The 26,276-nt window shown below is 48.8% G+C and carries 25 protein-coding genes; 18 read left to right on the plus strand and 7 right to left on the minus strand.

The annotated features are described in order from the left end of the window. Positions 1 to 562: 562 nt before the first annotated feature. Positions 563 to 940, minus strand: coding sequence for a hypothetical protein (locus tag EFB08_RS19985; protein ID WP_123128754.1), 378 nt, complete (start codon positions 938 to 940; stop codon positions 563 to 565). A 116-nt stretch (positions 941 to 1,056) separates the two neighbouring features. Between EFB08_RS19985 and EFB08_RS19990 the strand changes: the two genes are divergently transcribed. After that, positions 1,057 to 1,485, plus strand: coding sequence for a DUF2147 domain-containing protein (locus EFB08_RS19990; protein WP_123128755.1), 429 nt, complete (start codon positions 1,057 to 1,059; stop codon positions 1,483 to 1,485). A 125-nt stretch (positions 1,486 to 1,610) separates the two neighbouring features. Here the strand turns inward: EFB08_RS19990 and EFB08_RS19995 are convergent, their stop codons facing one another. The 3 genes from EFB08_RS19995 to EFB08_RS20005 form a co-directional block, all read right to left on the minus strand. After that, positions 1,611 to 2,087, minus strand: coding sequence for a hypothetical protein (locus EFB08_RS19995; protein WP_227006419.1), 477 nt, complete (start codon positions 2,085 to 2,087; stop codon positions 1,611 to 1,613). Between the two features lie 215 nt (positions 2,088 to 2,302). Next, positions 2,303 to 4,210, minus strand: coding sequence for a M1 family aminopeptidase (locus EFB08_RS20000; RefSeq protein ID WP_165864978.1), 1,908 nt, complete (start codon positions 4,208 to 4,210; stop codon positions 2,303 to 2,305). 185 nt (positions 4,211 to 4,395) lie between these two features. After that, entirely contained in the window at positions 4,396 to 5,346 is a 951-nt protein-coding gene (locus tag EFB08_RS20005; protein ID WP_165864979.1) for a T9SS type A sorting domain-containing protein, read from the minus strand. 273 nt (positions 5,347 to 5,619) lie between these two features. Here EFB08_RS20005 and EFB08_RS20010 point away from each other — a divergent pair, with 273 nt between their 5' ends. The 3 genes from EFB08_RS20010 to coaD all read left to right on the plus strand — a co-directional run bounded on the left by EFB08_RS20010 (position 5,620) and on the right by coaD (position 9,407). Continuing rightward, on the plus strand, positions 5,620 to 7,770 hold the full coding sequence (locus EFB08_RS20010; protein WP_123128759.1) for a sensor histidine kinase: 2,151 nt from the start codon (positions 5,620 to 5,622) through the stop codon (positions 7,768 to 7,770). A 29-nt stretch (positions 7,771 to 7,799) separates the two neighbouring features. Further along, complete coding sequence (locus tag EFB08_RS20015; protein ID WP_123128760.1) at positions 7,800 to 8,537, plus strand: response regulator transcription factor; 738 nt, start codon at positions 7,800 to 7,802, stop codon at positions 8,535 to 8,537. A gap of 390 nt (positions 8,538 to 8,927) precedes the next feature. Next, complete coding sequence (gene coaD / locus EFB08_RS20020) at positions 8,928 to 9,407, plus strand: pantetheine-phosphate adenylyltransferase (RefSeq protein ID WP_123128761.1); 480 nt, start codon at positions 8,928 to 8,930, stop codon at positions 9,405 to 9,407. Here coaD and EFB08_RS20025 read toward each other — a convergent pair. Further along, the gene (locus EFB08_RS20025) at positions 9,361 to 10,101 is read right to left on the minus strand and encodes an NUDIX hydrolase (protein ID WP_227006420.1); all 741 of its coding nucleotides are present in this window, start codon (positions 10,099 to 10,101) and stop codon (positions 9,361 to 9,363) included. The genes coaD and EFB08_RS20025 overlap by 47 nt on opposite strands. A 56-nt stretch (positions 10,102 to 10,157) precedes the next feature. On the opposite strand from EFB08_RS20025, the gene pyrE reads away from it, so the two are divergent. Continuing rightward, positions 10,158 to 10,796: an orotate phosphoribosyltransferase gene (pyrE, locus tag EFB08_RS20030; protein ID WP_123128762.1), complete on the plus strand. Its 639-nt coding sequence runs from the start codon at positions 10,158 to 10,160 to the stop codon at positions 10,794 to 10,796. 177 nt (positions 10,797 to 10,973) lie between these two features. Continuing rightward, positions 10,974 to 11,471: a metallophosphoesterase family protein gene (locus EFB08_RS20035; RefSeq protein ID WP_123128763.1), complete on the plus strand. Its 498-nt coding sequence runs from the start codon at positions 10,974 to 10,976 to the stop codon at positions 11,469 to 11,471. Between the two features lie 101 nt (positions 11,472 to 11,572). Here EFB08_RS20035 and EFB08_RS20040 read toward each other — a convergent pair whose 3' ends face one another. Further along, positions 11,573 to 11,752: a hypothetical protein gene (locus EFB08_RS20040; protein ID WP_123128764.1), complete on the minus strand. Its 180-nt coding sequence runs from the start codon at positions 11,750 to 11,752 to the stop codon at positions 11,573 to 11,575. Between the two features lie 76 nt (positions 11,753 to 11,828). On the opposite strand from EFB08_RS20040, the gene ltaE reads away from it, so the two are divergent. The 11 genes from ltaE (at position 11,829) to lepB (ending at position 24,929) form a co-directional block, all read left to right on the plus strand. After that, on the plus strand, positions 11,829 to 12,857 hold the full coding sequence (gene ltaE, locus EFB08_RS20045; RefSeq protein WP_123128765.1) for a low-specificity L-threonine aldolase: 1,029 nt from the start codon (positions 11,829 to 11,831) through the stop codon (positions 12,855 to 12,857). A gap of 345 nt (positions 12,858 to 13,202) precedes the next feature. After that, on the plus strand, positions 13,203 to 14,237 hold the full coding sequence (locus EFB08_RS20050; protein ID WP_123128766.1) for an aspartyl protease family protein: 1,035 nt from the start codon (positions 13,203 to 13,205) through the stop codon (positions 14,235 to 14,237). Continuing rightward, positions 14,228 to 15,706, plus strand: coding sequence for a glycogen-binding domain-containing protein (locus EFB08_RS20055; protein ID WP_123128767.1), 1,479 nt, complete (start codon positions 14,228 to 14,230; stop codon positions 15,704 to 15,706). Before EFB08_RS20050 ends, EFB08_RS20055 begins: the two co-directional genes overlap by 10 nt. 170 nt (positions 15,707 to 15,876) lie before the next feature. Then, positions 15,877 to 17,499, plus strand: coding sequence for a CTP synthase (locus EFB08_RS20060; RefSeq protein WP_123128768.1), 1,623 nt, complete (start codon positions 15,877 to 15,879; stop codon positions 17,497 to 17,499). A gap of 15 nt (positions 17,500 to 17,514) precedes the next feature. Beyond that, positions 17,515 to 19,341 carry a membrane protein insertase YidC gene (gene yidC / locus EFB08_RS20065; RefSeq protein ID WP_123128769.1) on the plus strand — a complete coding sequence of 609 codons (1,827 nt, stop codon included), beginning with the start codon at positions 17,515 to 17,517 and terminating at the stop codon, positions 19,339 to 19,341. Positions 19,342 to 20,023: 682 nt separating this feature from the next. Continuing rightward, positions 20,024 to 20,704, plus strand: coding sequence for a metal-dependent hydrolase (locus tag EFB08_RS20070; RefSeq protein WP_123128770.1), 681 nt, complete (start codon positions 20,024 to 20,026; stop codon positions 20,702 to 20,704). 8 nt (positions 20,705 to 20,712) lie between these two features. Further along, complete coding sequence (locus EFB08_RS20075) at positions 20,713 to 21,492, plus strand: ParA family protein (protein WP_123128771.1); 780 nt, start codon at positions 20,713 to 20,715, stop codon at positions 21,490 to 21,492. 23 nt (positions 21,493 to 21,515) lie between these two features. Further along, positions 21,516 to 22,439: a ParB/RepB/Spo0J family partition protein gene (locus EFB08_RS20080; RefSeq protein WP_123128772.1), complete on the plus strand. Its 924-nt coding sequence runs from the start codon at positions 21,516 to 21,518 to the stop codon at positions 22,437 to 22,439. Between the two features lies 1 nt (position 22,440). Next, entirely contained in the window at positions 22,441 to 23,091 is a 651-nt protein-coding gene (locus EFB08_RS20085; RefSeq protein WP_123128773.1) for a DUF5683 domain-containing protein, read from the plus strand. A gap of 4 nt (positions 23,092 to 23,095) precedes the next feature. Beyond that, on the plus strand, positions 23,096 to 23,812 hold the full coding sequence (dapB, locus tag EFB08_RS20090; protein WP_123128774.1) for a 4-hydroxy-tetrahydrodipicolinate reductase: 717 nt from the start codon (positions 23,096 to 23,098) through the stop codon (positions 23,810 to 23,812). A gap of 10 nt (positions 23,813 to 23,822) precedes the next feature. Further along, positions 23,823 to 24,929 carry a signal peptidase I gene (lepB, locus tag EFB08_RS20095; protein ID WP_123128775.1) on the plus strand — a complete coding sequence of 369 codons (1,107 nt, stop codon included), beginning with the start codon at positions 23,823 to 23,825 and terminating at the stop codon, positions 24,927 to 24,929. Positions 24,930 to 25,094: 165 nt separating this feature from the next. Here the strand turns inward: lepB and ung are convergent, their stop codons facing one another. Then, positions 25,095 to 25,757, minus strand: a complete 663-nt coding sequence (ung, locus tag EFB08_RS20100) for a uracil-DNA glycosylase (RefSeq protein WP_123128776.1) — start codon at positions 25,755 to 25,757, stop codon at positions 25,095 to 25,097. Positions 25,758 to 25,864: 107 nt separating this feature from the next. Between ung and apaG the strand changes: the two genes are divergently transcribed. Next, entirely contained in the window at positions 25,865 to 26,251 is a 387-nt protein-coding gene (gene apaG / locus EFB08_RS20105; protein WP_123128777.1) for a Co2+/Mg2+ efflux protein ApaG, read from the plus strand. Positions 26,252 to 26,276 lie beyond the last annotated feature (25 nt).

Genomic DNA, 26,276 nt, shown 5'->3' on the forward strand with positions numbered 1-26,276 from the left:
CTTAAAAGAATCAAAAACTGGTAAACTGCTGGTGCGGTTTAAGTCAGATGAACCTTCGGATTCTCCATCCTTGGAAGAGATTATATATTTTCAATCCCTGAACTGTATTTTAAAAGGAGCATTCCTCCTGACTTAAAGATTCGAAAATTCTTTAAGTGCAAGTTTTAAATAGTTGAGGGTCAGCACTTACCGCAATGAGCCCCGTAGTTTTCGGGCAAAAAAATACCCGGCCACTGCAGTAGCCGGGTACGGAATCCTTTGAAATGGTATCAAGCGACACGAAAGAGAACTGCCTCTCAGTCGCATGGGCTACCTCATGCCGGATTCGCCAGTAGACAAAGTCTAGTTAGCAAGCTTCAACACGGTTAACGGTTGACACATGAGCTAGGCTTAATACATTTTTACTGGGATTAGACACTTTTACCTCCTTTCTTTAAGTCCGACATAAACCCATCCGCTGCGCCAAGTAAATTATGGGTTTGCTAGAGAGGCCCGGAGCACTCGCTTCCGTTTTATAAAGTTAAAAGACGAGAAGATAGTTCAAAAGGTTTGCTGAAAAAATTTAAGTTTTATTTTCGTTCCCTGGCTCCCAAGTATTGAAGAAAACCCATATCCAGGCTATGGCCAGCAGAAACTCAACGATGGCATCTAACAGGTAAATATCCAGGATTACTTCACGGGTGGCGTAGCGTACGTCAATAGCTCCCAGGCCCAAGGCACTGAAGAACCCAAGCATCATGGGGCTTCGCTCCTCTCGGGGCTGAAAGGCGGCAGTGATCAGGGCCGCGCCAATGGCCAATACCAGCATGCCCACGGTTACCACCAGCCATACCTCTTTCTTAGGACCGGTCACTGCCAGAAAACTGGGCATGTGCACCAAAGGCCAGATTCCGGTTAAACTGAAGTAGATTCCCTGGATCAGTAAAAGCAGTTTTCGCATGGAAAATAGGTTTTAGGAGTGCTGCTCTGTATACGAAGAGAAACTTTTTCGCTCCTAAGTGTTTGGACCATAATTTGCTTATATTTAAAAAACCAAAATCCCTAACAACCACACGTATGAGAAAGATCTATTTGTTAGCCCTTTTCCTTTGCTTGACTACTCTTAGCTGGGCTCAGAAAAAATCACCTATTGGTGTCTGGACAAACGAAGAGAAAGAAGCCCGTTTTGAGATTTACCAGTGTGGCGATAAGCTATGCGGTAAGATCATCTGGCTTAAAGAACCCAATAGAGACGGCAAACCAAAGGTGGATCAATTCAACCCTGATCCAAAACTGCAGAATCGGCCGGTGTTAGGATTGGTTTTCCTGAAGAACTTTGAAGCAGTGGAAAGTAACAAATGGGACGAAGGCACCATCTATGATCCTAAATCTGGCAAAACCTATTCTTCTTACATGAAACTGTTGGGCAACGACAAACTGGAGGTGAAAGGCTACATTGGCATTTCCCTCATTGGGCGGTCGCAGACCTGGACACGGGTGCAATAATAAAAAAGTCTTACAAGCCTAAAAGGAAAGCGGGAACCTTGATGAAGGTTCCCGCTTTGCTTTTAGGCCTTTTTGTTCCGGGGGAAGGAGGTAAACCGGACCTAAAAAGAAATGGTTGGAGTGAGTTAGAAAAGATCTAGGATTGTGATTTTTTTGTCGCGGAAAGTGAAAGACTCCCCCTTGGTTTTTCCGGCCATGGCCTGGAATACCGGGGAAGCCGCCGAGATAGCGAAGTATTTCTCTCCGTCAATGTTTATCTCACCCAAACTCACCGAGATAAAGTAGTTCTGGGCATCGGTGCGCACAATAGAACCCAAAGAAACATCTTCGTTCACTTTGCTCCTTACAATTCGTTTCAGGATGCTAAGTTTCCCGATGGCTTCATCCAGTTGCTTGGCAAACATGTCGCGTTGGATGTGGCAGGCCTCTCTGAAAGACTCGAATTTATCTTCAATGGCGCCCTGACTTTCGTTGGCGCTGGATTGGGCCTCTTCCATGGCTTGCCGGGCATGGTCTACAAAATCGGTCTGCTGTCGCAAACATTCGTCCAGTAACCTATGCTTTATCTCAAGGTCAAGGGTAGTGTCAGTAGTCATAGACATAGTTTTATAAGGTGTAATAGTTGACAATGGCTGCTTCTGAGACCCAAAAGGAAATGATCCACTCCTCTGAGGGTAACAAAAGCTGCTTTCAGGCTTCTTTTAGGAAATGTGGCGTAAAACGGTAAAGAAGCAGTTCAGATGAACTCGCAAAGCTTTAAACTGATAAACTAAACTTTTGTTGGGAAAAAACAATCAAAAAAAGAAGAATATTAGTATTAAAGCTTCAAAATGCGTAGTTGTGTCTTTACATCCGGGTACAAAATCTCCAGAATATAGGCCCCAGCCCCCAAATCAGCGATGGAGAAAGTACGGCCACTTGGCGCAAAGGTCCTGATGTGCCGCCCCACCATGTCATAGATGGAAATTTGCTGCGGCACCCCGCTCCCTCCTTTCTGGTTTACTTCACCAAACGTGGGATTTGGGTAAACTGAAACGCTAGTGTTCTCGGCAGGGATCAGGGAAGGATCGTTTGCGATTGGGTTCACAATTGCCAAAAGCCACTCATTAGGATCTGCCTTAATCTCCAGAACCTCCCCAGGTATCCCTAATTGATAATCTTCAGTTAGGTCTTCCTGTTGCACCATTATCAGAGTGTCTTTCACCGTGGTAGTAATCAGGAATTCCACCTCGGTTTTGAAGAAAGGCGTAGCCGGGCTGGACGGCGATTGCTTACTTCTGAGGTACAGTTGGTTTCCCTTTTGAGCCCATGTGACATCAAAGATCGGGTATCCCTCACCATACACCCACTGATCAAAGAAATACTGAAAGGAACGTCCGCTCACCCGCTCCACCACCCTTTGGAAGTTCCTGGTATCAGCTACTTTATATTTAAACTCTTCACGGAAGGCTTGAAGTACCTGAAAAAGCAAAGCATCTGACTGTAAAGCGTGCCGCAGCATGTGCAGCACCAGGGCACCTTTGCGGTAGGAAAGTGTGGAACTGAAGATCCGGGGCACAAATGTGCTGTCCTTCACGAACACTGATCCTTGGGGCTGGCTAAGGGCTCCTGTATTGGCCCTGTCTAACCAGTTAGACCGCTCGGTGGGAAGAAGCTTTTCAATGGCTAGTAATTCACCGTAAGAGGCAAAGCCCTCGTTCAGCCAGATGTGGCTCCAGTCTCTGCAGGTGACCTCATCACCCCACCATTGGTGGGCCAGTTCATGGGCCGTGAGGGTGAATTCAAAGGTGGACTGGGTAGACATGGTCTGGTGCTCCATGCCACCGCCAATGGGTGCCATACTGTGGCCATATTTCTCTTTGTGGAAAGGGTACAAACCCCATAAATCAGAGAACAGCTGCAGGAACTGGCCGGTGCGGTCCAATTCTGTTTTAAAGGTAGAAAGTGCTGACGGGTAAAGGTAGTTCTGAACCAACACGGGCTTAGGAGCACCGGACAAAGGTACCTGGTAAGAATATTCCTCGTAGGAAGACACGGCCACCGAGATCAGGTAATAGGCAATGGGGTAATGGGACTTCCACTCATACCGATGTTTTTGGTTGGCCAAAGGCGTCACCCGTTGCAGAATCCCGTTCGACCCCACTTTGTTGGCTACATCGGTGGTGACCCAGACCTCCACCGAATCGGCTTTGTCTTCCAGCAACTGTTTGCAAGGAAACCACTCAGAGGCGGCAAAAGGCTCACTTAAACTCCAGGTCACCTGCTTACCCCACGGGGCAGCAATGGCCGTATTGAACCCATTGCCAATGGCGGCCCCCGCCCCAGAAGGTGCCCTGCCCACGTAAAACACCTGAACCCTGAATTTTTCCTGCTGCCCTATTACCGCCGGCAACTGAGCAATCACTTCGCTTCCATTACGGGTTACCGAGCAGGCTACCCCATTTAACAAAACCTGCTGGATGGTAAAATTAGGGTGTAGCTCGAAAGCGATCTGAGAAAGGTTGTTCTGCGTGGCCGAAGCATAAAGCTGCACGTTTCCGGCAATGTCCAGGGAATTACGCTCCAAAGCCAAATCCAGCTTGTACCAGTGAAGGTCATATTGTCGCATAAGGGAACGGTGCTCCTCAGAGGTGATGCCGTCTGCCAGCAGCAAAGAGGTTGTTGAAATACGGGAAGCGGCACACGGATGAATGTCTTTATCCTGGGCTTGAGCAGATAATGGCAATGCAACTAATAACCAAAAGCTTTTACAAAGGACAAAAAGCCTATAAAAAGAAGAATAAAAGAATGCAGGTAGAGGTGATGTCATACTCGTGCTATACGGTTCGGCCCTAAAATACTCAATCCGGAAACGCAAAAAAGGCCCGAAAATTTCTTTCAGGCCTTTTCTCCAAACCTACAGCCAAAACGCTACTCTACGACAACTTTCCCAGACTGAGCTGATTTCCCTAGTTGCACCTGAACCACATACAATCCTTTTCCAAATTTTGTCAGATCATATCGCTTGTACACTTGGCCCTGCACTGTACCAAGGTCATCCTGGTAAACGGTCTTGCCCTGACTGTCTACCACCCGAACCTGTGATTTGGCCTTCTTTTGGGAAAAGAAGTTGATATTCACCTCTCCGTTTGTAGGGTTAGGGAAAAGCTGAAGTTCAATGGGAGCTGGTATCGCCTCCTTTTTCTTGCTCTTCTTAGAGGCTTTAAGCGTTTCTTTTTTCCTGATGGAAGTATTTTCCCCGGCTTCTTTCAGGAGAATGATCCGGTCCTGACCTGGGTTCCGTAACCGGATGATGTTGTAATCACCGGTTTCCAGGATCTCTTTGGGGCCGTTTTCCCCTAACTTGCGTATTTTCATCTCCCCTGAGGAGAGATCCTTCTCCACCCGAATGGTTTCGTTCAGCAATAAGGTATCAACCTTAATCTGTAATACACTGTCTATTCTAAGGAAGCGGATAGTTGGATTCAGGGAATCCACCGTTATTGCCCGGTGCAGGATGTTGGGGTTCCCGGAGATGGTAAGGGCCTTGGCCACTATTTCATTCACGGAGTCTCTCAGCAGCAGATGATCACCGAATACCTTTACTGCCTTCAACCTGGTGAACACAGAATCCGCAACCCGGGCCCTGAAAACGGTAGACCTCAAGGAATCATGGCCTGCCAAGGGTAAGTACCTAATTACATCAAAGTCCTTGTTGGTGGACATGCGTAGGGATTTCATTTCCTTTGCCCCCAGCCGCTTAAAGGAAATGGTATCGGTTTTCAGTTTCTGTACAGCCTCCAGGTAGGTAGTTCCTTCTGCAATGGTCAAAGTGGTGTCCAGAACATAATAGGTACCGCCTTCCTGCTTTACTATTTTCACTTTTGCCTTCCCTGTGGGTGCCTTCCGAGTCTTACCTTTTTCCTGTGCCTGGGCCGGTATAAATGTGCTTAAAAAGACGAGCAACAGCATCACCAGGGGCAACCATGTGTATTGTTTCTTTCTCATAACAATTGTAATTTAGGTGAGGGTATTTGTTTGATCTACACAATATTACCGGGTTACTGGTTAGAAAGAGGTTAAGGCCAGGTTAAAGTCTGTTAAAGAAAAGTTAAAGAAATGTTTGGCCTCAAATAAGCCTTTATCTTTGTAGAGATGAGAAAGAAAACATTGCTTTGGGTCATTGTACTGATGACGATCTCTCTGGTAGGGCTGATCGGGTTCCAGGTCTACTGGATCCACCATGCAGTACTGATGGAAGAGGAGGTTTTTGACCGGAACGTGAACGATGCGCTGCAACAGGTGGCCCGCCGGCTGGAAACCAAGGAAGCGGTGTACTACCTGAATGAGAAAGCGCCCCAGATCAGGGCCGCTGCCTTATCACCAGAAAACCCTACCGCTTCAGAACAAAAGCAGCCCGCCACAGCCAAACTTGTCAGAAAAGAAAAAAAGCAAATCAAGGTAACCATAGCGGAACCAGCTTCTGCCCCTGCAAAACCTGCACAGGCCAGTCCCCATCCCGCTCCTACCCGGCTTTCTTTGGCACCGGTAAAAGTAATGGTCACCCAATCAGAGGCCCTGGCGATTTCCAAAGCACAGGAATTGCAAGGCAGAACCTACATTAGAGGAGCCCGGCCAGCTTCGCCCCAGGGAGACCACTTAGAGATCTTCGGGGAAGGTGCTACTGATTCGGTGGTCATCTGGAAAATACTGGCTTCGCAAAAACCTCAGATAGATTCCTTCATCAAGAAAAGTAACTCCCGCCATTTCCAGCGGGCAAAAGTAGATTCTGCGTTCGTGCTAAGGATGAGCCACGATTCGGTTACCAGAAGAAAGCAACACGAGTTGCTCCGCCTGAATCCAATAAACATTAAGTCGGTGAATGTGAGGGGAAAACTAATTGATGTATTCACCGATACTTTAGTAAGCCAGAACCTTTGGCAGGCGATAACCCTTTCCTCAGATTCCACCTTAAACCGCCTTACCCGCTATTATCCCGCCATCAAAAGCTCTGGGCGTACGGCGGCCTCGGTAGTATATGGTTCTACCAAAGGGCATCCGGCTCCGCCTGCCCCAATAGCTCCGCCGCAGCCCAAACTGGTATCTGAGGCATCGGAACAAGTCAGCCGCATAAAACCGCAGGAGAAAAACAAGCACCAGAAAGCCGAAGCTAAAGCCCAGCACCTGAACAAGGTGATGCAGCAGATGGCGGTAGAATACGTCCGGAAAGAGATGCCCTTGGAGGAACGGCTGGAGCAACTGAATGTAAATCAACTGCTCACAGATGAGTTGGCAAACCACCACATCTCTTCTCCTTATACGTGCACCTTGGAAAGAGCCACCAGTTCCAGTTACCCCAACATCATTTTGGCTTCGTCTAGTGACGTGCTGCTCCCTAACAACCTGCGGGAAAATGAATACGCGGTGCGCCTTTTCCCCAATGATGTCATGACGGCTCCGGGCTTTTTAATGCTGACCTTTCCAGACCGTAACGTGTATGTGTGGCAGAGTTTGCTCCTCCCGTCAGCTATTTCGGTGCTGTTCACGCTCATCATCATCCTGACGTTCTCCTTCACCCTCTACACCATCCTGCGGCAAAAGAAAATCTCAGAGATCAAAAACGATTTCATCAACAACATGACGCATGAGTTCAAGACGCCCATCGCTACTATTTCGTTGGCCCTGGATGCCCTGGTAAACCCCAAAGTACGGAAAGACGAGGTTCGGGTAGATTATTACGCCCGCATCATCAAAGACGAGAACAAGCGCATGCACCAGCAGGTAGAAAAAGTGCTGCAAACGGCCCAGATGGAGCGCAAAACCCTGCAGTTGGCCTTTGAAGAAGTAGACGTGCATCAACTCATCAGGAAAGCCGCCGAGCCGTTCCAACTTCATATTGAGCAACGCCAGGGAAATCTGGACCTGAAACTGGAGGCACGTACTCCGTATGTCTGGGCTGATCCCGGCCACTTAGCCAATATGATCGGCAACCTGCTGGACAACGCGAACAAGTACTCACCCAACGCCCCTAAGATCGTCATCCAGACCACCACCATTGCCAAAGGGCTGCACATATCGGTGGAGGATCAGGGCACGGGCATGTCGCGGGAGGCGCAGAAAAGGGTGTTTGACAAGTTCTACCGCGTACCTACCGGCAACGTGCACAACGTGAAAGGCTTCGGGCTGGGGCTGAGTTACGTTAAAACCATGGCCGAAGCGCACGCAGGCACCATTCACCTGCGCAGTGAATTAGGCAAAGGCAGCAAGTTTACGCTTTGGCTCCCTTTTCAGAAAAACGTCAGTTAAACGATCCTTTATTCTAACCGCATATTCCCATGACTGCCACTCCTGACACCCGCCTTCTACTGGTTGAAGATGATCCCAACTTTGGGATGGTTCTGAAAGACTATCTGGAGCTGCACGATTACAACGTGACCCTCTGCACCGATGGCCTACAAGGCTTGCGCATGTTCCAGAAAGAGGCGTTTGACGGTTGCATCCTGGATGTCATGATGCCGGTCAAGGACGGATTCTCCCTGGCCGCCGATATCAAAAAAGCAAACCCCGCCATGCCCGTGATCTTCCTGACGGCCAAAGCCATGAAAGCCGATATGCTGGAAGGATTCAGGATTGGAGCTGATGACTACATCACCAAACCCTTTGACTCTGAGATCCTGCTCTGCAAGCTTAAGGCCATTCTGCACCGTAAAGCAATCCCGGCAGCTCCTGAGAAACCTCTGGCTACTGAGTATCAACTGGGCACCTATCATTTCCATTTCAAAACCCGCCTCATCACGCGTGGACCCGAAACCCAGAAACTTTCCCCAAAAGAAGCCGAGCTGCTCCTGCTGTTATGCCAGTACCTGAATGACGTACTTCCGCGCGAGGTTGCCCTCAGTAAGATCTGGAAAGACGACAACTATTTCACCGCCCGCAGCATGGATGTCTTTGTCACTAAACTCCGCAAATACCTTAAAGCAGACCCAAGCGTAGAGATCATCAACGTACACGGCAACGGTTTCCGGCTGGTAGCACCTGTTATGGATGCTCAGGTTTTAACCCCCTCTTTATAAAAACTGCCGATTTTCAGCAATTCACCAGTCAAGCGTGTTTAGGGCCTATTTTGTATAAAAAAGGCCCTAAAAACGCTTTTGCTTTACAATAGAGTAGGTTCTACCCCTCTATTTGTGCCATTGAAGGCAAACGGGAATTGCAGGGGCAATCCCTGGTGGTTGCCCTTTGGCCTAAGGAATCGTGTTAAGGGGAACCACAAAGAATTGTCCCTACATTATGGTCCACTTTGAGAAAAACCAACAAATTTGTTTTGACGGTATTTTCCCTAAAAGGGGTTTGAAACGGGATAAAAGGAAACATTTCCGCCGAGGGGCGGTAAAGGGAAAGGATATTTTCAGCATCTTCACCGCTGAAACCAAATCAGATTTCTCCACCTACACCCCTATTGCATGAAGCGCATAGCCATCTTCCCTGGTTCTTTTGATCCTTTCACCAACGGACACTATGATGTGGTACAGCGCGGATGCGAGTTATTTGACAACATCATCATTGCCATTGGAAACAACAGCAGCAAGAACCGCTACTTTCCGGTGCTGGAGATGGTTTCTACCATTGAAGGGGTGTTCAAAGACAATCCGCAAGTGTGGGTGCAGGCTTACAAGGGCCTTACCGCCGATTTTGCGAAAGAAGTAGGCGCTAAATTTCTATTGCGCGGGTTGCGCAACACCACTGATTTTGAGTACGAAAACACCATTGCACAAGCGAACCGGCACATAAACCCAGAGTTGGAGACTGTGTTTTTAATTACCTCTCCTTCCCTGGCGGCTATTAACTCCTCCATCATTCGGGAGATTCACCGGTTTGGCGGAAACGTGCAGGATTTTATTCCCTTCCACCTTTCTTCATTGCCTGCAAATAATCCCGGATAACAAACTGGATAGAGGTGTAAGACTCTGGTAAAACCTCCAGAACTTCGTCTGGGGTCATGAAGCGGACCTCTTCAATAAATTCTTCGGCCTGGGGTTTCATGTAGGTATCATCCAGGCACTGCATGGTGAACCAGCTGGTTTTCTTCAGGATTTTGTTTCCCTTGTAGGCGTAGGAGTGCCAGGTGTTGGGCAGTTCGCCGGTAATGGCTACTTTGATATTGCACTCTTCCTCTACCTCGCGCAGGGCACCTAAATCGGTTTCCTCAGCCTTCTTGATCTTGCCTTTAGGTAGGTCCCACATGCCCAGGCGGTAAATCATCAGGATTTTTCCGTCCTTGATCACCAGGCCACCAGCTGCTTTTATGATCTTGAATTGGTCTTTGAGATGGGCAATGAGCTTTTTCTTCTTGTCGGTGACCAGCGTAAGAGACTCCAGTTTCTTGAGTTTCTTAACTTCCATGAGGCGAACCAAACGGTCAATGAGAGCCGAATCTACATCCCGGATGAGCACATCGCCCACCAAGTCTTTGGAAGTAAACTGATCGTCTTTACCGAGCACTAAATCGTATTTGTGCTTAAAGATCTTTTCACTGCTTTTTTTAATAATCAGTGGGATGTCGTTGATAAAGACATTCATGAAGTTGTCGCTTAGGTAGGGCGCGTAAGTAGCTACAAAATAAGAAAGAATTTTCATAGGGCACAAGACGTGCGGCGAAGGAAAAGATTACTACTAATTGTGTAATTTCGCCCATGCCACACACAGAAACCGCCGCCCAGATAGCGGCTTACCTCCTTGAAACCCAAGCGGTGCGTCTCCGGCCCGAGCAGCCTTTCAAGTGGAGTTCCGGCTGGAACTCCCCCATTTACTGCGACAACCGCGTCACGCTTTCTTTTCCGCATATTCGTTCATTCATTAAAAATGCTTTGGCAAAAGCCGTTCAGGACAATTTTCTAGGGGTGCAGGCCATTGCCGGGGTAGCCACGGCAGGCATTGCCCAAGGCGCCTTGGTAGCAGATATACTGAACTTGCCGTACTTATACGTACGTCCCGAGCCAAAAAGCCATGGAATGGGAAACCAAATTGAAGGAAAATTAGAAGCTGGCCAGAGGGTAGTACTCATAGAAGACCTTATTTCTACCGGAGGCTCCTCCTTGAAAGCCGCTAAAGCCGTACAGGCTGCCGGAGCCGAGGTCATTGGCATGGCCGCCATCTTCACCTACGGGTTCCGCCAAGCCGACGATAACTTCTCCGCCGCCGGCATCCCCACCGTCTGCCTCAGCCACTACAACGCCCTCCTTGAAACTGCCGCCTCGCAAGGCTACATCTCCCAGGAGGCCATCGCCACCCTGGAGCAATGGCGTCAGCAACCCGAGACGTGGGGAGTATAATTGAATGTTTGGGGGATTGAATGATTGAGGGAATAGGTAAATGAAGAGGATGAATAGAAGGGAATATTCGTTTTAAGGCTACTTTTCTAAAAACAGGCTTAGAACGTCCTCTAGTCGTATTTCTTCGTATTTTAAATTCTTCATTCATTCAATCTCTCAATCATTCATTCTCTCCTTATGAAAATCGGCCTGCTTTCAGATACGCATAGTTACTTGGATGACCGAATTTTGGCTCTACTGGAGGGCTGTGATGAGATCTGGCATGCTGGGGATTTCGGGACAGCGGAGGTTTCTGTGCGGTTGGGGCAGTTGGCTCCAATCAAGGGCGTGTATGGCAACATTGATGCCGGGGACGTAAGAGCCTTGCACCCTAAAAACCTACGGTTCACTTGTGAAGGGTTAGACGTGCTCATGACGCACATTGGTGGGTACCCTGGTAAATACGCTCCCGAGGTGCGTACCATGATTAAGGAGAATCCGCCGGGTCTTTTCATCTGCGGACACTCTCATATCCTTAAAGTCATGCAAGACCCAAAGCATGGTAATTTGCTGCACCTCAACCCCGGAGCAGCCGGGCGCCATGGGTTTCACCAGATGCGCACCATGATGCGTTTTGAGGTAGAAGAAGGGAAAGTACAGAAACTCCAGGCTATTGAGCTTGGCAAAAGGGCATAAAAAAAGTGTAACCAATGGAGGTTACACTTTCAACTATCTTGTAGTAAGAGTAATCGCGTACAGTTTGCCGAAAGGCAGTAGGCGAACGAAAAAACGCAGAATTACTCAGCTGTAGCAACTTCCGCGCTAGCGGCTGGAGCAGAAGTGAAACGAGCTTTCAGCTCTTCAACATCCACGTTCTTGATAACCGGAGTAGACAACAATTGCTTGATCACGCGTTGCTTGTTGTTCTGTCTTGCTTTATTCTTACGGTCTTTTCTTTTTAATCTAGTAACTGCCATCGGTCAATATTTAAAATTGAATCGCAAAAGTAAGTTATTACTTTTACATTCTCAATAGTTCGGCTTAAAAAAACACATGAATCCTTTGATTGACCTGCGCAGCGATACTGTCACCAAACCCTCTCCCGCTATGCTGGAGGCTATGTTTCAGGCCCAGGTGGGCGATGATGTGTACGGGGAAGACCCTACAGTGAATGAGTTACAGGCCTACGGAGCCAGTTTGTTTGGGATGGAAGCTGGCCTCTTCTGCCCTTCTGGCACCATGACAAACCAGATCGCCATTAAAATGCACACGCAACCGCTCTCCGAGGTGGTTTGCGACCGCACTAGCCATATCTATGTCTATGAGGTGGGTGGAATCGCGTTCAACTCGGCGGCCTCTGTGCAGTTGATTGACGGGGTTCGCGGCAAAGTCACCCCGGAACAGGTAGAAGCCTGCATCAACCCAGACAACATCCACTTCCCGGTGACCAGCCTGGTTTCCCTGGAAAACACCTGCAACAAAGGCGGAGGCTCTTACTACACCGTTTCTGAAATTGCCGCCATCTCCGAAGTTTGCAGCCGAAACAACATTGCCCTGCACCTAGACGGAGCTCGGGTATTCAATGCCTTGGTTGCCTCCGGCGATGATGCCCGTGAATACGGCCGGTATTTCAACACTATTTCAATTTGCCTTTCCAAAGGATTGGGAGCCCCGGTGGGTTCTCTGCTCCTCGGCCCTAAACGACTTATTGAGCAAGCCAAGCGGGTACGTAAGGTGTTGGGCGGTGGTTGGCGGCAGGCCGGTTTTCTGGCTGCGGCCGGGCTCTACGCCTTACAAAATAATGTTCAGCGCCTGCAGGTAGACCATGACCGTGCCCGGCAGATTGGGAATGTTTTGCAGGAAACGGGGTATGTCACCGAGGTGATGCCAGTGGACACCAACATCGTGATTTTCACTTTGGCTCCCCAGGTAAACATGGACGGGTTTCTGACTTATCTGGAAGAAAGAGGAATTCTGGCTTCTTCCTTCGGTCCGCAGAAGATCCGGATGGTTACCCACCTGGACCTCTCCGAAGAGATGATAACCTCTATTATGAAAGCCATCTCAGAATTTAAGGCCTAAGGGTATACGCTTTGGTTCGCCCCCGTTTAGTGCCCGTTTTCAGAAAACAGGCACTAAACGGGGGCTTTTCTTTTAAAAGCAGAGCGAAAAAGGATCTCCACGTCTTAAAGTTTCCGCCTTACAGGCAACCCTTTATATAAAGGAATCATCTTTCATGTAAAGCCCGGTAGCCTTCTTCAGAGGGAGGGTGAAAAACCAGCTCGTTTTACTCCTCTTTTTAGGAAAACAGAGCGGAAACTATATAAAGGATTTGCTATCTTTTATGCTTCTTTACTTTTGCAACACCGTTCGCGATTCCTCTCCTTTACTAGATTATAACCAAGCCCTTAGACACAGCTTTTCCTTATGCTTTTTTCCATCCGTTCTATGTTGGTGAGGTGCTTAGGAATGCTGCTGCTTCTTTCGGGCAGCTTTCTGCTGGAAGCCAAACCCCTTGGGGCTAAGAAACCTGAAAGGACTCGCCAACTTTCTTTACCACCTCTTCGGCAATCGCTTTCCTTGGTATCCTTGCCCAACTTTTTCGCGGGCAATGATTCGGTTTCAAGTGTGTTGCCTTTTACCAGAGTGGGAAACCTGATTATGATCCAGGCGCGGGCTGACACCACCGTGGGCAGCTTTATCCTGGATACCGGGGCGCAGGGACTGGTGCTCAACATCACCTATTTCCGGGATTACCCGAAGATGAAGGACTCTCAGGCCCAAAGGACCAGTGTGACGGGAGCCTCCCCCGAGGTAGTGAAAACAATCGTGCGGAGTTTTTCCTTGGGAAACCTGCAGTATTCCAGAATAAAGGCAGATTTGGTGAACCTGGGGCACTTAGAGAACACTAAAAAGGTTAAGATACTGGGGCTGTTGGGAATGGAGTTGTTCAGACGGTGTGAAATGATAATTGATTATGAGCGCAGCCTCATTTTCCTGCACCAGATTGGAAAGAAAGAAAGCGAAACCTACCGAAGCAGCCAGTTGCAGGACACATTGGGGTACAACACCATCCCCATCGATCTGAAGGATAACCGGATTATAGTTCACACCGAGATGGTTGGCAAGAAAATTGACTTCATCATTGACTGCGGGGCCGAAACCAATATTCTGGACAGCCGTCTGCCCAATAAGATCTTTGAAAACGTAGTTATAACAGGAAGAGTCATGTTGACCGGAACCGGCAACCGGAAGATTGAGGCACTGCGCGGAGACCTTAAAAACCTACGGTTCGGGAATCAGGACATCGCCTCGTTGCCCGTTGTGATTACCAGCTTGGAAAACACTTGTTTTTCTTATGACGGGTGCATTAACGGCGTGCTGGGCTTTGATTTCCTTTCGGTGAATGATAACAAAATAGGCTTTAATTTTGTGAAGCGAGAATTGTATATATGGAAATAAACATTGCCCGGGTTTCTTTGAAACGGCTGCTTTTGAGTTGCTGGTGTACTATCATGCTGGTAGTAGCCCTGCAGGGGCAGACCTATGCCCAAGCCCCGGTTCAAAAGTGCCTGGTAAAGGATGGTAAAATGTTCATTGAGCTGAGCAAACAGATCTCAAAGACTGCCTTGGATTCTTTTCTAGTGAAGTATAACCTCACCGATGTAGGCCTTAAACAGTTTTTCCAGACCCAATCCGCTGATTCGCTTCATCAGCAGGGCTGGCGCATGGAGCAGAACAACAGCCAGGTGGTGGTTTTCAGCAAACCCTTGATGTCGTTTGAGCACATCTCCAACCCGGTAGACCGAATCATCTTCACCGAGAAAGAACCGGAGTCTTTTGCCGGTTTTCGGGCTATTAACCGGGGCGTGGTATTTGGTCTTAACCGCTTTAAAAACAAGAAAACCTTTCCGGAACAGGATTCAGTGGTCACATTTTACCTGCGACAGGGTGCCCAGGCCCGCCAAGTGTATCTGGCTGGTTCCTTCAACAAATGGTCCCCCACCGACCTTGCCATGACCAAAACCGACTCCGGCTGGATAGCCCGCGTTCCCCTGCCCCCCGGCAAACACTGGTACAAATTCGTTTTAGACGGCGACTGGACCATTGACCCAGATAACCAACTCAGGGAAAACGACGGACGCGGAAACGTGAACTCAGTTTTTTACAAAACAAACACCATCTTCCGGCTCTCCGCTTTCCCGAACGCCAAACGGGTGTATCTGGCTGGTTCCTTCAATAACTGGCGCGAACGTGACCTGCTCATGAACAAAACGGCCAAAGGCTGGGAACTTCCCCTGTACCTAGCCGAGGGCACCCATATTTATAAGTACATTGTAGACGGTCAATGGCACCACGAGCCGGGCAAAACAGAGACAGTGCCGGATGGTCAAAACGGACTCAACTCCATGCTGCGCATCGGGGAACCCCATCTTTTTCAGTTGAATTGCTACACGAATGCTAAAGAGGTTCTTTTGGCCGGTAGTTTCAACAACTGGCGTGATTTCGAATTGGTGATGAAGAAAACGCCTACTGGTTGGGAATTGCCTTACGCCATCAGACCGGGCAATTATGAATACAAGTTCAAGGTAGACGGCAAATGGGTACTGGACCCGGCTAACCCTTTAAAGGTGGGGAAAGATGGCAAGGACAGAAACTCCTACCTGATTCTATCCCCTAACTATACGTTCCGGTTGAGAGGATATGAAAAAGCCAAGGCCGCTTACGTGACCGGCGACTTCAACAACTGGGACCCAACGGCTTTACTCATGAAAAGAGAAGGCAATGATTGGGTGTTTAGTGTTCACCTGCCGGTAGGCAAGAACCGCTACAAATTCGTGGTAGACGGTGAGTGGATCATTGACCCGGCAAACAAGCTGTGGGAGCAAAATGAACACGGCACGGGCAACTCCATTATTTGGGTGGAATAAATTTGTGATGGAACAAGCCTGACTACCTGTTTTTGCCCCCTTTTCCTGAAAAGGCCTTTAAAACGATCTGAAGGTTAGCTTTTGCCTTGGTCATCCTGCAAAGGCAAACATTTTCCCCGCCGTTCCAATAATTTAGAGTAACTTTGCAGTCCATAAGACAAACACTACTTATGGCTTCTGCTAAATACATTTTCGTTACGGGAGGTGTGACTTCTTCCCTAGGGAAAGGCATCATCTCTGCTTCATTGGCTAAACTTCTGCAAGCGAGAGGCTTCTCAGTAACCATCCAAAAATTCGATCCTTATATCAATATCGATCCGGGTACGTTGAACCCCTACGAACACGGGGAGTGCTATGTCACCGAAGATGGCGCCGAGACCGACCTGGACCTGGGCCACTACGAGCGTTTCCTGAACACCCCTACCTCCCAGGCAAACAACGTTACCACCGGCCGAATTTACCACAACGTCATTACGCAGGAACGCCAGGGTGCTTACCTGGGCAAAACCGTGCAGGTGGTCCCTCACATCACCGATGAGATCAAGCGCCGCATGCTGGCCTTGGGTGAGACCGGAGAATTTGACGTGGTCATCACTGAGATTGGTGGTTGCGTAGGCGACATTGAATCTCTGCCGTTCATTGAGGCGGTACGTCAGTTGCGTTGGGATTTGGACACGAAAGATACGGTAGTGATTCACCTTACTTTATTGCCTTACCTCAAAGCCGCCGGCGAACTGAAAACCAAACCCACCCAGCATTCGGTGAAAGCCTTGTCTGAGTCCGGGGTTCAGCCCGATATCCTGGTTTGCCGGTCAGAGCACCCTATTCCCGCCGAGATGCGCCGCAAGATTGCCCTGTTCTGCAACGTGGCCCCCAACGCCGTGATCGAGTCCCTGGATGCCGAGACTATCTATGACGTGCCGCTGCTCATGAAAAAAGAGAAGCTGGACGAACGCGTGATCAAAAAACTGAAACTCACCAGCCGCCAGGAAATAAACCTAGATTCCTGGAAAGAGTTTTTGGGCCGTTTAAAGAATCCAACGGAAGAAATAACCATTGCCCTGGTAGGGAAATACGTGGAGTTGCCTGATGCCTACAAATCTATCATTGAGGCTTTCATCCACGCGGGCGCTGCCAACGAGTGCAAGGTTCACCTGAAATCCATTCAATCTGAGTTTATCACCGCCGAGAACGTGCACATGCACCTTGAAGGCATGAACGGGGTTCTGGTAGCACCAGGCTTCGGGGAGCGTGGCTTTGAGGGAAAACTGGAGGCCATCCGCTACGTGCGGGAAAGCAATATTCCATTCTTCGGGATTTGCCTGGGCATGCAGTGTGCGGCCGTGGAGTTTGCCCGCAACGTGTTAGGCTTAAAAGATGCCGCTTCTACTGAGATGAACCCAACTACCCCCCACCCTGTTATTGACATGATGGAGGACCAGAAGAACATAACTCAGAAAGGGGGCACCATGCGTTTGGGCTCTTATGTCTGCGACCTAAAAAAGGGGTCAAAGGCCCAGCACGCCTATGGCAAGAGCCACATCTCTGAGCGGCACCGTCACCGTTATGAGTTCAACAACCAATATTTGAACGCTTTTGAGGAGGCCGGTATGCTGGCCACGGGCATCAACCCAGACACTGGTCTGGTGGAAGTAATTGAGCTACAGAACCACCCCTGGTTTGTGGCCGCCCAGTACCATCCAGAATTGAAGAGCACGGTTTTGGCCCCGCACCCGCTGTTCGTACGCTTCATCAAGGCGGCCATTTCCCAGTCTAAAAACAAAAACAAATAACCCTTCTTAACACTTATGGATAAAAATTCAGCAATAGGCATGGGCCTGATTGCCATCCTTATACTGGTATACAGTATTTTCTTTATGAAAGGGCCGGAGGAACAACCGGCACAAAAAGCAGCAAAAACCACTACCTCTATCTCAGCAGCTCCGGCAAAACAAAACCCTACCCTGGACTCTGTAGCGAATGCTCAGCGCGTGGCCCAGTTAGGTGCCTTTGGCGCGTTGGCTACCGGTCAGAACCAAGCTGTTAGCTTGGAAAATCAAGTGCTTCGTTTGACCTTGGGCAGCCAGGGAGGCAAAGTAGAGGAAGTGGAACTGAAGAACTACAAAACCTGGGACAAAAAGCCTTTGGTTTTGTTTGACAAAGAAACCAGCCAGCAGGAATTCAGCTTCCAGACCAAAGAAGGACGTACGGTTCGCCTGTCAGATTTGTTTTTCCAACCGTCTGCCGTCTCTAATGTGACCCTGAACAATAAGCCGGCTAAATCAGTAACGTTCACCGCACAGGTAGCGGCTGGGCAAACTATTGAGCAGGTGTACACTTTGCAGGAAGATTCCTATGAAGTAGGCTATCAGCTTAATTTCCGGGGCATGGAAAACCTGGTGGCCCAGCAACCGGTGCTCCTTACCTGGACTGACCAGTTGAAGCGCCTGGAGAAGGACTTAAAGCAGAACCGCAGCCACTCTACCATCAATTACTTCACCGCCGACGAAAGCTTTGACAATCTTTCTGCCAGCGCTACGGAGACCGAGACGGAGAAACTAGAGGAGCCTGTAAAATGGGTGGCTAACAAGCAAAACTTCTTCACCGCCGCTATCATCGCGCAGAACAGTTTTGCCAACGCAGAGATCACCAGCGCCATAAATGAGAGTGACACCACCCAAATTAAGACCTTAACCTCCAAACTGACCATTTCGGCGCAGGATGTTTTAAGTGGAAAGGCCCATTTTACCTACTTCTTCGGGCCAAACGATTACGACGTCCTGAAGAACGTATCTGAAGGCTTTGACCGTAACCTGGAATTGGGTTGGGGTATCTTCTCTTACGTAAACAAGTACCTGATCATCCCGGCATTTGACTTCCTGGAAGATTTCGTGCCTTCTTACGGTATCATCATCATTCTACTGGTACTGTACATCAAGTTGATCCTGAGCCCCCTGACCTACAAGTCGTACATCTCTATGGCGAAGATGAAGGTTTTGAAACCTGAGATCGATGCTATCAAGGAGAAGAACGATGGTGACATGCAGAAGACCCAGGCTGAAACCATGTCGTTGTACTCCAAGATGGGCGTGAACCCCATGAGCGGCTGTATTCCCATGCTGCTGCAGATGCCTATCTTGTTTGCGATGTTCAACTTCTTCCCGAACTCCATTGAACTGCGTCAGGAGCCGTTTTTATGGGCACATGACTTAAGCACCTATGACGTGTTTGCCATGCTTCCTTTCACCATTCCGTTCTATGGAAATCACGTGAGTATGTTCACCTTGCTCATGACTGCCTCTACTATTCTGTACACATGGTCTAACAACCAGGTGAGCACGGTACAGGGCCCAATGAAGTTCTACTCGTACCTCATGCCCGTGATCTTCATGTTCGTGCTGAACAGCTTCCCAGCCGGTCTAAGCTTTTATTACTTCGTGTCTAACATCGTTACCTTTGGTCAGCAGGCCCTGATCAGATACTTTGTGGATGAAACTAAAATCCGGAAGAACCTGGAAGAGTATCAGGAGAAGAACAAAGGCAAAGAGCCCAAAGGTGGATTCCAGAAACGCTTACAGGAAGCCATGAAAGTGGCCGCTGAGCAAGATGCCAAACGCAAGAAAGGCACCAAATAGGATTTCCCTTACCTATAAGAAAAAGCCCGGTTTTGCCGGGCTTTTTTGTTTCAGACTCCCCATAAATTTCGTTTATAACCTCACTAATACCTAAGTATTTACATTAATTGATTTACATTCCTTCTAGAGGTAATCACCCACGTCAGAAAGGGAACTGGTGAGAAGTTGACCTACTCACATAAGCCTTTTCCTCACCTCAATTGAAGTCTATCTTTTGCCCCCCTTGAACCGTTAAACCCTGTTTTAAGCAGTTATTCGAAAAATTTGCCTTAAAATGGAAAAGTAGGAAGAAACAAAGCCCAGGGAAAGTTGGAAAAAGCCCTTCTACCGAACAGAATAGGCCTCTCATGGCTTGTTTACAGCATTCCAGAAGAATCTCTCTTAAGCTTTTATTGACAGATTGTCCTATCTGGTTTTAGGGGTAGAATGCCCAAAAGAGGCCTAAAACAGATGGGTAGCGACCTAAAGGAATGGTGACGGTGAGCTACTTTCTTGGATACGCTAAAAAGATAGATATCAGGCTTCTACCCTGTTTTTGCTAAACCAGTTTATAAACACTTTTTAACCCCCAAATGGGGATAAATAACTCCAAAGTGTTAATAAGTCTCTCTTCAAATTACCTTATCTTTGTAAAAGCGTATGCTTGATCTTGTAGTTAATCGTCTACCTTGGCCTTACACAGATGAAAATCACTTATTACGGACAATCCTGCTTTCTTTTTGACATAGGGGGAACAAAAGTTCTTTTTGATCCTTTCATCACCCCCAATCCTTTAGCTTCAGAGATTGATATTGATTCCATAGAATGCGATTACATCCTGCTCTCACACGGGCACGGAGACCACGTGGCAGACGCCGAGTACTTGCTCAACAAAACGAAGGCTACGTTGGTGGCTATGTTTGAGATTGTGAGCTGGTATCAGAAAAAGGGCGTGGAGAACGTTCATCCTATGAACACCGGCGGAAAGGTGCATCTGCCCTTCGGGACGGTGAAGATGGTGAACGCCATTCACTCCAGTTCTCTTCCAGACGGTACCTACGCTGGTACCGCGACAGGCTTCGTGGTGGAAAGCGCGGAGAAGACCTTCTACTTCGCCGGCGACACTGCCCTGCACTACGACATGAAATTGATTGGCGACCGCTACAAGGTTGATTTCGCGCTACTGCCAATCGGTGACAACTTCACCATGGATGTGGAAGATGCGCTGGTAGCCGCCAATTACGTAAATACAAACAAAATCATCGGGATGCATTATGACACCTTCCCGTACATAGAAATTGATCATGTGGAGGCCCTGGAACTTGCCCGGCGCCAGCAGAAGGATTTGATTTTGATGGAGATTGGTCAAACCATAGAACTGTAACCTGTAGAATGGGAAAGATAATTGCCGTTGCCAACCAGAAAGGCGGAGTAGGGAAAACCACTTCGGCCATTAACCTGGCAGCCAGTTTAGCCGCTTTAGAATATAGAACCCTGCTGGTAGATGCTGATCCGCAGGCCAATGCTACTTCTGGTATCGGGTTTGACCCGAAAGACATTGAAAACAGCATCTACGAGTGCATGGTGGACGGCGTGAAAACCGAAGACATCATTATGTCCTCTCCTATAGATTTTCTGGACCTGATCCCTTCCCACATTGACTTGGTAGGGGCTGAGGTGGAGATGATCAACTTGCCTAACCGCGAGGAGAAGATGAAACAGGTGTTGGTGCCGCTGAAGGAGAAGTATGATTTCATCATCATTGACTGCTCTCCTTCGTTGGGCCTCATCACCGTGAACTCGTTGACCGCCGCTGACTCGGTAATCATTCCGGTTCAGTGCGAGTACTTCGCCCTGGAAGGATTAGGAAAGCTGTTGAACACCATCAAAATCATTCAGTCAAGGCTGAACCCTGACCTGGAGATTGAAGGCCTGTTACTGACCATGTATGACGTGCGTCTGCGCTTGTCTAACCAGGTGGTAGAGGAAGTGAAGATGCACTTCCAGCAGATGGTGTTTGACACCATCATCCCAAGAAATGTGAAGTTGAGTGAATCTCCATCGTTTGGAGTACCGGCAATTCTCCATGACGCCGAAAGCAAGGGAGCCATCAGCTACCTGAACCTGGCGCGTGAGATTGTGGAGAAGAACGGTGTGGCAGTTGCCCAATAGTACCTATAGCTTAAATTACCTACATGTCTGATAATTCAGCCAAGAAGAAAGCAGGGGGTCTTGGAAGAGGCCTCAATGCCCTTATCACGGGGCAATATGATCGTAAAGCCCCAGAACCTGAAACAACATCATCCACCCTTAGCGCTGTCAACACCATCGCAGATATAAGCTTAAACCAGATTGAGACCAACCCCTTCCAGCCCCGTACCCACTTTGACCAAGTGGCTCTGGAAGAATTGGCTGAGTCTATCCGCATACAAGGCATCATACAGCCCATAACGGTTCGCCAGCTAAGCGCTGATGCCTACCAGTTAATTTCGGGTGAGCGCCGTTATCAGGCCGCTAAAATGGCGGGTCTGGAAACCATACCGGCATACATCAGAAAAGCCGATGACCAGCAGATGCTGGAGATGGCTCTAATTGAGAACATTCAGCGCGAAAACCTCAACGCCATTGAGATTGCCTTGAGTTACCAGCGGCTGCTTTCTGAGTGTAGCCTGAAGCAGGAGGAACTAGGAGAGCGCGTTGGCAAGAAACGCACCACCGTTACCAATTACCTTCGTCTGCTCAAACTACCTCCAGACATCCAGATCGGGATCAGGGACAACCTGATATCCATGGGCCACGCCCGTGCCGTCATCAACATTGATGACGTAGACAAGCAGTTGGAGGTGTACCGCAAGATTGTGAACGAGGAACTCTCGGTGCGGAAAGTGGAGGAATTGGTGCGTAACATCAACCTGGCGAACAAAAAGCCCGACCCACAGACCAAACTAGACCTGCATCCGTTAGAAAACGAAGTGAAGCGCGTGGAATCAAGACTTTCGTCTTATTTTGGCACCCGCATTCACGTAAAGGCCTCTCCAGAAGGCAAAGGGGAAATCAAGATCCCGTTTGTGTCTGTAGATGAGCTGAACCGTATTCTGGAAATCTTAAACTACGCCTAACATGCGGCAGCTAGCGGCCCTGTTCCTATTGGCAGGTCTATCCTTTGGTATTCACTTTACTTCTGTAGCGCAGGTAGTCACCGCGGGGCCAGATTCGGCCAGGATAGCTACCCCTCCTGTTGCAGCGCAAGCAGATACCACAAAAAAGTGGAAGCCTATGAGCCAATGGAGTCGCCCTGCGAAAGCTGCTTTTTACTCTGCGGTACTGCCGGGTTTAGGACAAGCCTACAATAAGAGCTATTGGAAAATACCTTTGGTTTATGCCGCTGGCGGGGTAATCGGGTACTTTATTTATGATAACAACCGCAAATACCAAGGCTTTGTGAAAGCTTTGGCTATCCGGTTTGATGGCGATGCCAACACGGTAGATCAGTACGCCGAAAGCAATGTGTATGGCGTGGGCAGGCCCAATGACCAAGGCAGCATCAACCTGCGCCGTTCCCGTGATTTTTTCAGAAAGTACCGGGACTTAGACATTATTTTGGGGGTAGTTGCCTGGGGCCTCAACGTTATGGAAGCCCACGTAGATGCTCACCTTAAGGCTTTTGACGTAAGCGATGACCTTTCCTTACAACTAAAACCCTCCTGGCAGCAACTTGCCGGTACCCCATCTTACTCGGCGGGTTTCACCCTCCAACTGAACCTCAAATAAAATTATGCGCATATTACTCATTGGGTACGGCAAAATGGGTCAGACAATTGAGCGTTTGGCTCTAGCTAAAGGCCACGAGATTGTAGGAGCCCTTACCGTTCATGATGCAGACAAACTTGCTGGCTATACCCCTGACCAGGTAGACGTAGCCATTGAATTTACCAGCCCAGATGCCGCGGTGGGCAACATTCTCACCTGCTTTGAGAAAAAGATACCGGTTGTGGTGGGTACCACCGGCTGGCTCCAGCACTTGCCGCAGGTGCAGGAAAAATGCCAGGAACTGCAGGGCACGCTTTTCTACGCCTCCAACTTCAGCGTGGGTGTGAACTTGTTTTTCCATTTCAATGAGTACGTGGCGCAGAAGATGCAGCAGTACCCGGAGTACGGCGTACAGGTAAAGGAAATCCACCACGTGCACAAACTGGACAAACCCAGCGGCACCGCCCTCTCCATTGCCGACGGTATTCTGAAACACTTTCCCGAGAAACAAGGCTGGGTGAACGACCTTTCTCAGAAACCTGAGCTCTTAGGTGTGATTTCTGAACGCGAAGGCGAAGTAGTAGGCACCCACATTGTACAATACACCTCAGAAAACGATACCTTTGAGCTTCACCACATTGCCCACAGCAGAGAAGGATTCGCCTCCGGAGCTCTTTTGGCAGCAGAGTGGTTACCCGGTCGCCAGGGCATCTTTGGCATGACCGACCTGCTACAACTCTAACCTAGATTGCATGAGCATCCGTTTTTGGACCAAAAAAGAAACCAAGCCTAAAAAGAAGAAAGGCTTTTTCAGGGAGTGGGGAGACGCCATTCTTTTTGCCGTAGTGGCTGCCACCCTTATCCGGTGGGCTACATTTGAGGCGTACACGATTCCTACCCCATCCATGGAGAAATCGCTGTTGGTAGGGGATTATCTGTTTGTGAGCAAACTGCATTATGGTCCGCGTACCCCTATCACGCCGTTGCAGGTTCCTTTGACCCACCAGACTATCTGGGGAACTAACATTCCTTCCTATTCAGACGCCATTCAGCTGAAATCGTACCGCTTGCCGGGTTTTACCTCGGTGAAAAACAATGATGTAGTGGTGTTCAACTGGCCCGCCGATGTCAACCACCCCACAGACCTGAGAATGAATTACATCAAGCGCTGCATTGGCATTGCGGGTGATAAGATTCAGATGAAGGACATGAGGGTGTATATCAACGACAAATTGGTGCCCGAGCCCGACAGAGTACAGTACGCCTATGGTTTGCTCACCACTACGCCCATCAACGAGAAGTTTTTCAAGGAGCACGACATTACCGATGTGCAGATGGCTTTTGGAGGAGTGGGCTACGTAATCAACACCACGCCTTCTACCGCCGAGAAACTGAAAGGCTTTGACTTCATTAAGGAAGTAGTACTGTACAAAGACTCCATCGGGTCTGTGCGGGCCGATGTGTTCCCGTTCAAGCCGTCTATGTACCCGTACAACAAAGATAATTTCGGACCGTTTACCATTCCTAAAGAAGGTATGACCGTGGACCTGAATGCCCAAACCATTCCTTTCTATGAAATGGTGCTACGCAAGTACGAAGGCTTCGGGAAAGATGACATCACCGTTACCGACGATAAAGTTCTGGTAAAAGGGCAGGAGTTAAAGCAATACACCTTCAAGCAGAACTACTACTGGATGATGGGTGACAACCGCCATAACTCAGAAGACTCGCGGTACTGGGGTTTTGTGCCAGAAGACCACGTGGTGGGAAAGGCCGTCCTGATCTGGATGTCAGCAGACCCTTACGGATCGTTGTTCAATAAAATTCGCTGGAGCCGCATCTTCAAAGGCATAGAATAACACTTCCTTTTCAAGGGTGTTTTTGAGAAATCACCTCGAAAGCAGAACTCTTTCTACAAGAAAAGCCGGCCTTTGTGGGACCGGCTTTTCTTGTAGAAAGAGTTCTGCTATTTCTTCATGCTGTTTTAGGATCGTTTTCAAGTAAATAGGCTTAAAACAAACCTTCTACCACTCAATCTCAGGAAGGCCGTGCTCCCGCAGGTAAGCGTTGGTTTTACTGAAATGCCGGGTCCCGAAAAAGCCTTTGTCGGCGGCGAAGGGCGACGGGTGGGCTGCTTTCAAAACCAAGTGTTTTCTCTCGTCTATGATCATTCCTTTCTTCTGGGCGTAAGCTCCCCATAAAAGGAACACCACGTGCTCTTTCTGGTCTGAGACTTTCTTGATGACGGCATCGGTAAACTCCTCCCACCCCTTTTTCTGGTGTGACCCGGCCTGATGGGCCCGCACCGTAAGCGTGGCATTCAACAAGAGTACCCCCTGCTCTGCCCAACGCTCCAGATTGCCTGATCTGGGGATTGGTTTTCCTAAATCGGCTTCTATTTCTTTAAATATGTTAAGCAGCGATGGTGGGGTGCGCATCCCCTCTGCTACGGAGAAAGCCAACCCGTTGGCCTGTCCCTGCCCATGATAAGGATCCTGACCCAAAATTACCACCCGAACTTGGTCAAAGGGACATTCGTCAAAGGCATGGAAAATTTGTTTGCCCGGCGGATAAACCTCGGTGGTGGTGTATTCCGTCTTCACAAAGTTGATAAGGGTTTGGAAATAAGGTTTCTCAAACTCATCCTGCAGTACCTGTTGCCAGCTACTTTCTATTTTTACCTGCATATAAGAGGTACCAGTTAAAGGTTTTTAGCGTATTTTTACTTTAGAATCCGGCTGGCAAAACTAAAGAGCCAGAAAGCCTGTTCCCATTATACCAAATTAAGGCAAGCATGGATACGAAAACAACCCAAGGAGTCACTGTCAATGTCACGACAAATTACCTCCCTGACTATTCCAGTCCGGCCCAACAGCACTTTGTCTTCGCTTACAAGATCACTATCCAGAACAACAGCGAATTTACGGTAAAGTTATTACGCCGCCACTGGCACATTTACGATTCCAACAACGAGGTGCGGGAAGTGGAGGGTGAAGGCGTGGTAGGCCAGCAACCGGTGCTGGAACCCGGCGAAAGCCACCAGTATGTCTCGGGTTGTAACCTGAAAACCAGCATCGGGAAAATGGCCGGTACCTTTCTGATGGAGCGTCTGGTAGACGGCCGTCAGTTCTACGTGACCATCCCCGAATTCACGCTCATTATTCCTTATAAACTAAACTAATCCCGCTTCTGGTTTGCAGCACGCC

The sequence above is a fragment of the Rufibacter latericius genome, assembly GCF_003721515.1.
Classification (GTDB): Bacteria; Bacteroidota; Bacteroidia; order Cytophagales; family Hymenobacteraceae; genus Nibribacter; species Nibribacter latericius.